Consider the following 9,579-nt stretch of genomic DNA (forward strand, 5'->3'; position numbering starts at 1 on the left):
AGCCGCATTATGCCGCCGGTGTGGGGCGATCAGTACAGCGGTGGCTGTTCGGCCGCTTCCCGGCGCAGCTGCGCGGCGCGTACCAGCACCGGCGGCGGAATGTTCTCCTCGGGGATGTCGAGCAGGCCCAGCCGGTGCAGGAACGCACCGGGACCGCGCGACGAGGTCAGTGCGACCACCGGGATGGCCAGCACCATGCCGATCACCACCGGCGCCATCCATGCCGCCAGCGACGGCGAGACCAGCCAGGCCAGCACGCCCATGAAGGCGCCGAACAGGCCCAGGCCGCCGTAACCGCGCACCAGCGCCATCCAGGAAATGCCACCGTCGTCGCGCTGCTGGGCGTCCCACCCCGAGTCGCGTCCGGACAGCACTTCGGCCACGCCGCGGGACTGCACATACATGACCACCGGCGCCATCAGTGCCGCCAGCACGGTCTCCACCAGCATCGACACGAAGGCACGGAACGCACCGCCGCAGCCACGACGATCCACCGGGTCCAGCAGCATCGCCAGGTAGCCCAGCACCTTGGGCATCAGCAGTACCGCCATGGTGGCGGCGAACAGGCGCACCACCTGCTGCTCGTCCTGCGCGCGCCAGTACACGCCGGGCGCCAGGTGCAGCACGGCATTGAAGTCGATGCCTTCCTGGAACAGCGGGATGGCGATGCCGATCAGCATCAGCATCGCCCACATGGGCGCAGTGAAGTAATGGCCGATGCCGATCAGCATGTGCATGCGGCTGATCCAGTGCAGGCCGCGGCTGCCGACCACCTTGCCGTGCTGCAGGTTGCCCTGGCACCAGCGACGGTCGCGCACCAGCAGGTCGGTCAGGGTCGGCGGGCCTTCCTCATAGCTGCCCCCCAGGTACGGCACCATGTGCGCGGCCCAGCCGCCACGCCGCATCAGCGCGGCTTCGACGAAGTCGTGGCTGAGCACGTGGCCGCCGAACGGCTTGCGCCCAGGCAGCGATGGCAGGCCGGCATGGTCGGCGAAGGCACGGGTGCGGATGATGGCGTTGTGGCCCCAGTAGTTGCTTTCAGCGCCGTGCCACCAGGCCACGCCCCGGGCGATCACCGGCCCGTAGACGCGGCCACCGAACTGCTGCATGCGGGCGAACAGGGTGCGTCCGCCGATCACCGACGGCAGGGTCTGGATCAGGCCGACGTCAGCGTTGTGTTCCATGCCGGCCACCAGGCGCACGATGCTGTCGCCGGTCATCAGGCTGTCGGCGTCCAGGATCAGCATCTGCGGGTACGCCCCGCCGAAGCGGCGCACCCAGTCGGCGATGTTGCCCGCCTTGCGGCCGCTGTTGTCGCCACGACGGCGGTAGAACAGCCGCATGCGGCCGTCGGGCACCTGCTCGCGGAGCTCGGCGAAGACCTGCTCTTCGGCCCGCGCGATATCGTCACGGCGGGTGTCACTGAGCACGAAGAAGTCGAAACGCTCCAGCTGGCCGGTGGCCGCCACCGATTCGTAGATCGCACGCAGGCCGGCCAGCAGCCGGCGCGGATCCTCGTTGTAGGTCGGCATCAGCAGCGCCGTGCGGCTGTGCACGGTGGGCAGCGGCTTGTCCGGATCAATGCCCAGGCGATAGCCACGGTCGAACACGGCGGTGAGGAAGCCTGCCACCGCGCTGGCGAACGACAGCGCGATCCAGGCGAACAGGCCCACGAACAGCACCAGCAGGCAGGCTTCGAGCACGCTGATGCCGTTGACCGACAACACCCGCCACATCATCCGGGTGGCCGCTGCGGTCATCACCAGCGTGCCGCCCAGGATGTACAGCCGACGCAGGCCGATCAGGCGTGGCGAGGTGCGGTGCCGGCGCACCCTGAGCTGCCCTTCGCGCAGGGTCTGCTCGGGCATCGGCAAGGGCACTTCGGCGGGCAGCAGCGCCCAGCCGGCGTCAGGCCCGGGCGATTCCGCCTCCGCATGGATGGTCTGCACCCCCATCGGCGCCTACTCCGCGCAGTCGGCATGGCCGGCCGTCCGGGCCAGGCTGCATGCACGAAGGTTCCCGGCGCGCCTTCCCGGCGCCCGCACTTGTCCTGGCTGCGTCGGCCTGAGGCCGCGCAGTCGCTGTCTGTCACTACCGGAACCCACACGATCTCCAACGGGGCGGAATCGAAAATGCGGCCCAGTCTAGGCCGCTACATGTAAGCCGGGTGCGAAGGCCTAAGCCGGGATTTCTCCCCATTCAGCAAACAGCAGGCGAGGCTGCCGACGGCCTGCCGGATCGACCGCCATTGGATCGAGCAAAACGGGCGGCGACACATCCCTCGGCGATCGCGCTGGCGGCGGGGCCAACGCGATCGATCGTACTTCAGCAGCGCGCGTTACTCGTCCTGCAGGACGACGCCGGCCGCGTCCTGCAGGGCAGCGGTGCGCGCACGGTCCATCGCCACCGCCAGTTGCTGGCGGGCGAGCAGTTGTTGGGCCTGCACCACTTCGGGTGTGGGCAGAAGCACCGGTCCCGGTGCGTTTTCCGGTGTAGCGGGTGTGGTCATGCAACCTCCGTGGACATCCCCGCTGCCGCGCGGGTCCAACCGGGCGGCAGCGGAACTGCGCACCCTATCCTAAAAACAAGGCGGATGGGTGACGTGCAAGCCCGTGAGGCCTGCGCCTGCAAAGGACATGTGTCACGTTCCAGGCACGCAGCGCTGGATCCTGAATAGGCATTTCCGGTAGCATGAAAACGTTTTCTCACAGGGACGTTCCTCCCATGAATACCGTCGACCTCACCCACTTCAGCCCCAAGTGGCAATTCCGCTTCAACTTCTACCGCCAGCACGGCGCGCCCAAGGAGCCCGGCTTCAAGCAGGCCTGGCGGGCCCTGTCCTTCGGCGACCGCCTGAAGATCAACCTGAACATCTTTGCCCTGTTCTTCGGCCCCATCTACCTGCTGATCCTGGGCATGTGGCGCAAGGCGCTGGTGGTGATCGGCATCGCCATCGCCCTGGCGGCCATCACGATGTTCCTGCCCGACATCGTCGGCCGCGCGGTGTTCATCGCCTTCAATGTCCTGGTCGCCTCCAGCACCAACTACAGCTATTACCTGGAGAAGGTGGAAGGCCGGATCCGCTGGAACCCGTTTGAAGGAATGTTCTGAGCCACTCAGACCTGCGCACGGACGCGCGGCAAGGATGCAACCGACGCCCGGCCCCCGTCGGGCGTCTTCGTTTCCGGCGTCAGGCCGCGCGCAGCGTGGCCGTCGTGCCCGTGGCCGACTGCAGCCGGAAGCGGGACACCGCCACCGCAAGCTGCTCGGCCTGCTCTTCCATCGCGCGCGCGGCAGCACTGGCCTCTTCCACCAGCGCCGCATTCTGCTGGGTGGTTTCATCCATCTGCACCACGGTCTGGTTGACCTGCTCGATGCCGGCCGACTGCTCGCGCGAGGCGGCCGAGATCTCGGCCATGATCTCGTTGACCCGCCCGACCTGGCCGACGATCTCCTGCATGGTGTTGCCTGCGCGGTGCACCAGCTGCGCACCGCTGCCGACCTGGGCCACCGATGCGTCGATCAGTCCCTTGATTTCCTTCGCCGCTGCGGCCGAGCGCTGGGCCAGCGCACGCACTTCGCTGGCCACCACGGCGAAGCCGCGTCCCTGCTCGCCCGCACGCGCGGCCTCAACGGCGGCGTTCAGGGCCAGGATGTTGGTCTGGAAAGCGATGCCGTCGATCACCGAGATGATCTCGGCGATGCGCTGCGATGAGGTTTCGATCTGCTGCATGGTCTGTACCACCTGGCCGACCACCTTTCCGCCTTCGCTGGCCACGTCCGCCGCCGATGCGGCCAACGTGTTCGCCTGCAGGGCATGATCGGCATTCTGGCGCACGGTGGAGGTCAACTCCTCCATCGACGCTGCCGTTTCTTCCAGGTTGGCCGCCTGCAGTTCTGTGCGACGCGACAGATCGCTGTTGCCAGCGGCGATCTCGCCGGCCGCCAGGCGGATGCTCGCCGCTGACTGCTGGATCTGGCCGACGATATGGGTCAGCTGTTGCGCGGTGCTGTTGGCATCGTCGCGCATCACCGCGAACACACCATGGAAGTCGCCCTGCATGCGTGCACTGAGGTCGCCGGCGGCGATGGCGCGCAGCAGCGTGGAAAGCGCCGCGAGGTTGTGGTCGCTGGCCTGCATCATCGCGTTCAGCGTGGTCACCATGCGGCGGAAATCGTGCTCGAACCGCTCACTGTCACCACGCACGGCAAAGTCGCCGGCGGCAGCAGCGGCGGCCAGCTGCTGGATCTGCTCGTTGATCGCCGCCAGGTTGCTCTTGGTGGTGGCCATGGCGGCGGTGAATACCGCCTTCTCGCCCGGCAGCGGCTCCATGTCCACGCTCAGATCGCCCACCGCGTAGCGCTGCATCACGTCCACCAGCCGCTGGGTGACCGCATTGCTGGACGCCACCAGCTGATTGCTGTCGGCCACCATGCGACCGTACTCCCCCGGGAAGGCCGCCGCGTCCATCCGGTAACTGAGCTCGCCCGCATCATGGCGGCGTGCCATCTCCGCCTGCGCCGCCATCACCGCCTGCAGCTGTCCCCGCATGCCCTGCATCGCCTCGAGCAGGCGCCCGACCTCATCGTTGCCGCGCGCCGGCAGCGCGGTGTCCAGCTTGCCCGCCGCCACGTCACCTGCAATGCGTACCGCCTGCGCCAGCGGCCGGATCGCCAGGTGACACAGCAGCAGGTAGACGCCGGCGCTCAATGTCAGCGCGGCCAGCACGCCGACCAGCAGCGTCAGCCACAGCAGCTGGCGAGCCTCGGCCACGATCACCGCATGCGGCACCACCACACCCAGCGCGAAGCGCTGCGGGGCATCGCCAACCCGCAGTGGCACGTACAGGCGCACATTGCCGGCGGCATCCGGCTCGAACGCTTCGACGGTCCTGTCGGCCGCGATTCCGGCCAGCATGTCGCGGGTGAAGGCATCGGTGCGCGGCTTGCCGATCTCGGCGGCGTCGGCCGAAGCCAGGACCACGCCCTTGGGCGAAAGCAGTTCAACGCGGCCTGCTCCCATCGGCGCAAGCGTCGCCAGATGCTTCTGCAGCGCCGCCAGCGAGAAATCGACGGTGAACACGCCGAGGAACGTGCCGTTCTCCACGATGGGCGTGCTCAGGGTGCTCATCAGCACTTTCTGGCCGGCGATCTCATAGGCATAGGGCTCGCTCACCTTGGGCAGCTTGTCGCGGCTCGGCCCCATGTACCAGTCACCGGACCCGCTGGCGGTGTCGGTGTAGTCGGTCATCACCGACTGCTGCGGTTTGCCATCCTGCCAGGCCCAGTAGCTCATGTAGCGACCCGTGGCGTCATGGGCCTCGCTGTTGACGAACTCCGCGTCCTTGCCATCGAAGGCATCGGCCTCCCACATGGTGCTCTTGCCCAGCCACTCCGGGTGCGCGCGCAGCTGTTCGCCGAGCACGGCCGCCAGGCTGGCACGATCAGGCTGGTCGCCCCGCGCGCGCTGGGCCAGGACGGCCTCGACCATGGCATCGTTACTGGCGAAGGCGGTGCCCAGATCGGCCGCGACCTGGCGTGCTTCGGCCTGCGCCTCGCTGGCCATGGTCTGCCGCGATGCGTTGATCAGGCTGGCACTGGCCTGGCGGTAGATCAGAAAGGCGGTCAGGCCGAAGCACAACAGCGCGATGGCAGCGGTGCCCAGCATCAGCTTGTGGGCGATGCTGCCCGGACGACGGGCAGCGGCGGAGCGGGAAGACGGCATGGGAGGGTCCGCAAGGCAGGTCAGGACATCCGGCACCGCGTTGGCGCCGCGCTGGTGCGCGATCCCTCGCGCGGCGACCTGTCTGAGCCGGGCGATGCCCGGCACCGCAAGGGCGCACCGGGTTAGCGGCCGTTCCGCGGCGGGGTTGAGCCGTTGCCCTGCGTCAAGCTGAATGCACTCAGTTTGGGATGGCTCATACGTGCGGCGAACCTACTCGACCACCCGGTCCTTCAACCACTGCGTGCGTGGCAGCACTTCGATGCTGCCTGCCGCGTACTGCTGCAGTACATCGTCCGGACCGTAGCGCGGCTGCCAGCCCAGCACCGCAACCGCACGGCTGCCGTCGTACACGCGGTCGATGCTCAGCGGCAGTGGCCAGCCGCGGCGCTCGAACTCGGCCAGCAGCTGCGGTGCGCGCCGCGCCAGCACCCGGCGTGGCTGGGTGGCCAGTTCCAGGCAGTCCTCGCGCCGGAAGGGGGTCGGCGCGCAGGCGATGTAGCGCTGGAACGGTGCGCCCCCGTTGTGCAGCAGCGCGGCATGCGCGCTGGCCACATCGCGTGCATCCAGGCCCCGGTGCAGGCGGAACATCGCCATGCGCTCGGGAGGCTCGGGGAAGCAGCGGCCCATGCGCAGCACGCGCACGGCGAACGCCTCCGATGCCGCGGCTTCGGCCAGCGCCTCGGCCTGCAGCTTGGTGCGGTGGTAGATGGTCCTCGGCAGGGGTTCAGTGTCTTCGTCGATCCAGCGGCAACCGCCCGCCACCACGGCATGGCCGTACAGGGCGGTGGTGCTGGTCAACACGAAGCGTCCGACGCCAGCATCGCGCGCCAGCCGCAGCAGCTGCGCGGTCGCCTCCACGTTGATCTGCTGGAACACCGTGTCCGGCACCAGCCCGACATGCGGTGCATGCAGCGCAGCGGTGTGGATCACCGCATCCACGCCGCGCACGGCACGCTCCAGTGCCTTCGTGTTGGTGACGTCGGCAATGATGCGTGTAGTGGCGAACGGGCTGCGGTCCAGCCCGATGACTTCATGGGTGGCCGCCAACGCGCCGAAGATCGCGCGTCCGATCCGCCCGGAACTTCCGGTCAACAGAATCTTCATTGAGTCCATTCACTCAACAGCGCCCGGGAGCTACCGGGATGAACCGATTCTAGGCGTGGCCTGTGTCGAGGGCGATAGCGGCGCTGCGCAAGTGCAGCGTCAACAGCAGGCAGGCACAGCGTGAAGGCCACGCGCCATCCGCGGACGCACCGTTAGCCTGCCGTCGGCAAGCATGAGACTCCGCCACGCCGAGAGAGATCCCCTATGGCCAGCAGCAACCGCGGGTTCGCGTCGATGGACCAGCGCACGCAGCGCGCGATCGCCGCCAAGGGTGGGCGCGCCGCCCATGCCTCCGGCAACGCCCATGAATTCAGTCCCGCCGAGGCGCGCATTGCCGGCCGCAAAGGAGGCGAAGCCATCAGCCGCGATCGCCAGCACATGGCCGCGATCGGTCGCGAAGGCGGGCATGCACGCCACGCCCGCGCACAACAGCAGCGCCAGCAGTCCGATCAAGGTCCACAGGGCCGCGACGAACCGGGTCAGCAGGACTGAGCGACGCGCCTCAGCCGTGGCTGAGGAGGTTCAGCAGGCGCCCGAACGGGTCGCGGACGAAGAACCGACGCACGCCCCATGGCTCCTCGACGGGGCCATACACGACGTCGATGCCAGCGCTGCGGATCCGTTGCAGAACGTCATCCAGATCGTCCACCTCGATCGACAGGTCCGGTACCGGCGTTCCCGACCCACCCTCGCTGGCGAAGCTGAGCTGCGCAGGCGCAGTGTGCTGCCCGGCGTAGGTGACGATCCAGCCATGATCCATCACCACCGGCATGCCGAGGATGCCGCCGTAGAACGCGGCGGCGCGCGTCGGATCGGGTGTGGCGATGTTGGCGACGATGCGTCTGACAGCCATGACGTTCCTGTTCAATGAGGGGCAAAAACGAAACTGCGCGACCGGCCGGCACGCCGTCAATCTTCAGGGGGGCGTGTACAGACTGATGCGGCAGGGCGAAAAAAGTGTGGCTTTCGTCACGAAACATTAACGCGTTAACAAAATTTCCGTCACATCGCTGGGGGTGAAACGCATCCAGGACAGTTAGCGGCTGGGTAGACCGTCAATCAAGGAAGTTTGCCTGATGAATCACCCGCTGCATGGCCGTTCGTCCCGCTCCCGTTCCCCCTTGCAACGCCCGCTGGCACTCGCGGTGGCCAGCTCCCTGCTACTGGCAGCCGCCCTGCCGGCGATGGCCTCCGATTCACTCGATGCCTGGCAGCAGCAGCGCCAGCTGCAGGCGGCGTGGGCCCAGCCGGGCCATGCACAGACGGACGCAACCGTTGGTGCTTCGGCGCAGGCCACGTCCACCCCGGTCCTGGGCAACGCGGGCGACGCCGCCAGTTGGCACAGCGACGAGTTCAATGCCGACTGGGGCCTGGCCGCGATGGGGGCCGACCATGCCTATGCCCGCGGCCTGACCGGCCAGGGTGTACGCCTGGCGCTGTTCGATTCCGGCTCGGCGCTGGCCCACCCGGAATTCGCCGGCCGCAACACCACCAGCATCACCATCGGCCCGGACTGCGCGACGGCGGGGATCGTCGCCGGCGAAGGGGCCTGCGCGCAGACCCGCGGCGAACAACCCGGCTACAACTATTACGGCCTCGGTGTCGGGGTGCCGGCGGCGCTCGCCGGTCGCCTGATCGCGGCCGGCCTGCCCTACGGCTTCAGCTACGCCGATCATGGCACCCACGTGCTGGGCACCATCGGCGCCAACCGCGACGGCACCGGCATGCATGGCGTGGCCTTCGGTGCCGACCTGACGGCAGCGCGCGTGTTCGGTGACACCTACTATGAGTGGCGCCTGGATCCGGATGGCTTCTATCGCCCGCGCGCGGTGTACCGCACCGACCCGGACGACGACGCCGTACTGGACATGTATGCGCAGATCCAGGCGCAGGGCGTGCGCGCCATCAACCACAGCTGGGGCATCTCGACCCGCAACATGAGTGCCGCGGCGCTCGACCGCCAGTACGCCGCGATTGGCGCGGATTACGACGTCTACGGCAGCATCTACGCAGGCAGCGACACTGCCCCGGGGTCGACCCTGATCCAGGTGTGGTCGGCCGGCAACGGCAGCGGGGCCGTCGCGGGCATCACTGCGGCCCTGCCCCGCTGGAAGCCGGAGATCGAACCCTACTGGCTGGCCGTGGCCAACGTGCGCCAGCCGGTCGCCGACGATGGCGAAACCGACTATGTGCTCGACGACAGCTCCAGCATCTGCGGTGCCGCCGCCAACTGGTGCATCTCCGCCCCGGGCACCGACATCGCCAGCACCATCGTCTCCGGTGAGATCCAGGGACGCATCGAGGAAACCAGCGAGTACCTGCGGCTGATCATCGACAGCGAGAACACCGAGTACACCTACGGCCTGAAGACGGGCACCTCGATGGCGGCGCCGCACATCACCGGCGCCCTCGGGCTGCTGTTTGAGCGCTTCCCCTACCTGGACAGCGCACAGGTCCGCGACGTGCTGCTGACGACCGCCCGCGATCTGGGCGATCCGGGCATCGATGAGATCTACGGCTGGGGCATGGTCGACCTGCGCAAGGCCATCGAAGGCTTCGGCTCGCTGCGCGTGGACACCGATGTGGTGATGAACCAGAAGGCCGGTGGCCTGAAGGTCTGGGAAGGCGAGGCCTGGGATGACTGGACCAACGACATCGGTGGCCCCGGCAAGCTGACCAAGTCCGGCATCGGCTGGCTGCGCCTGAGCGGCGACAACAGCTTCAACGGTGCGGTGGTGAACGATGGCGTC

General features: G+C 68.0%; 8 protein-coding genes. 3 read left to right on the plus strand and 5 right to left on the minus strand.

The genetic code is table 11. The features are described 5' to 3' along the window. Positions 1–29: 29 nt before the first annotated feature. Both mdoH and AC5P76_RS18090 read right to left on the minus strand, forming a co-directional pair. Complete coding sequence (mdoH, locus tag AC5P76_RS18085; protein WP_253120383.1) at positions 30–1,955, minus strand: glucans biosynthesis glucosyltransferase MdoH; 1,926 nt, start codon at positions 1,953–1,955, stop codon at positions 30–32. 383 nt (positions 1,956–2,338) lie between these two features. Next, positions 2,339–2,509, minus strand: coding sequence for a hypothetical protein (locus AC5P76_RS18090; protein ID WP_164972337.1), 171 nt, complete (start codon positions 2,507–2,509; stop codon positions 2,339–2,341). A 215-nt stretch (positions 2,510–2,724) separates the two neighbouring features. Here AC5P76_RS18090 and AC5P76_RS18095 point away from each other — a divergent pair, with 215 nt between their 5' ends. Beyond that, positions 2,725–3,111, plus strand: coding sequence for a DUF2628 domain-containing protein (locus AC5P76_RS18095; protein WP_065174483.1), 387 nt, complete (start codon positions 2,725–2,727; stop codon positions 3,109–3,111). A 79-nt stretch (positions 3,112–3,190) separates the two neighbouring features. Here AC5P76_RS18095 and AC5P76_RS18100 read toward each other — a convergent pair whose 3' ends face one another. Continuing rightward, a complete protein-coding gene (locus AC5P76_RS18100; RefSeq protein WP_317233206.1) occupies positions 3,191–5,725 on the minus strand; it encodes a methyl-accepting chemotaxis protein in 2,535 nt (844 codons plus the stop codon). Between the two features lie 210 nt (positions 5,726–5,935). Then, a complete protein-coding gene (locus tag AC5P76_RS18105; RefSeq protein WP_053517184.1) occupies positions 5,936–6,829 on the minus strand; it encodes an NAD-dependent epimerase/dehydratase family protein in 894 nt (297 codons plus the stop codon). A 204-nt stretch (positions 6,830–7,033) separates the two neighbouring features. Here AC5P76_RS18105 and AC5P76_RS18110 point away from each other — a divergent pair, with 204 nt between their 5' ends. Next, complete coding sequence (locus AC5P76_RS18110; RefSeq protein WP_197572100.1) at positions 7,034–7,321, plus strand: KGG domain-containing protein; 288 nt, start codon at positions 7,034–7,036, stop codon at positions 7,319–7,321. Positions 7,322–7,331: 10 nt separating this feature from the next. On the opposite strand, the gene AC5P76_RS18115 is transcribed toward AC5P76_RS18110, so the two are convergent. Then, complete coding sequence (locus AC5P76_RS18115; protein WP_111186114.1) at positions 7,332–7,682, minus strand: VOC family protein; 351 nt, start codon at positions 7,680–7,682, stop codon at positions 7,332–7,334. A gap of 223 nt (positions 7,683–7,905) precedes the next feature. Between AC5P76_RS18115 and AC5P76_RS18120 the strand changes: the two genes are divergently transcribed. Next, positions 7,906–9,579 (plus strand): S8 family peptidase (locus AC5P76_RS18120; RefSeq protein WP_495222800.1); only part of this gene is annotated, 1,674 nt, incomplete at its 3' end.

It is taken from the genome of Stenotrophomonas sp. YJH_SMC_36 (genome assembly GCF_059369935.1).

Bases quoted from the DNA above. Each gene is read 5' to 3' on its own strand.
- mdoH (WP_253120383.1), bottom strand. From the start codon at position 1,955: ATGGGGGTGCAGACCATCCATGCGGAGGCGGAATCGCCCGGGCCTGAC.
- AC5P76_RS18115 (WP_111186114.1), bottom strand. From the start codon at position 7,682: ATGGCTGTCAGACGCATCGTCGCCAACATCGCCACACCCGATCCGACG.
- AC5P76_RS18105 (WP_053517184.1), bottom strand. From the start codon at position 6,829: ATGAAGATTCTGTTGACCGGAAGTTCCGGGCGGATCGGACGCGCGATC.
- AC5P76_RS18100 (WP_317233206.1), bottom strand. From the start codon at position 5,725: ATGCCGTCTTCCCGCTCCGCCGCTGCCCGTCGTCCGGGCAGCATCGCC.
- AC5P76_RS18090 (WP_164972337.1), bottom strand. From the start codon at position 2,509: ATGACCACACCCGCTACACCGGAAAACGCACCGGGACCGGTGCTTCTG.
- AC5P76_RS18095 (WP_065174483.1), top strand. From the start codon at position 2,725: ATGAATACCGTCGACCTCACCCACTTCAGCCCCAAGTGGCAATTCCGC.
- AC5P76_RS18110 (WP_197572100.1), top strand. From the start codon at position 7,034: ATGGCCAGCAGCAACCGCGGGTTCGCGTCGATGGACCAGCGCACGCAG.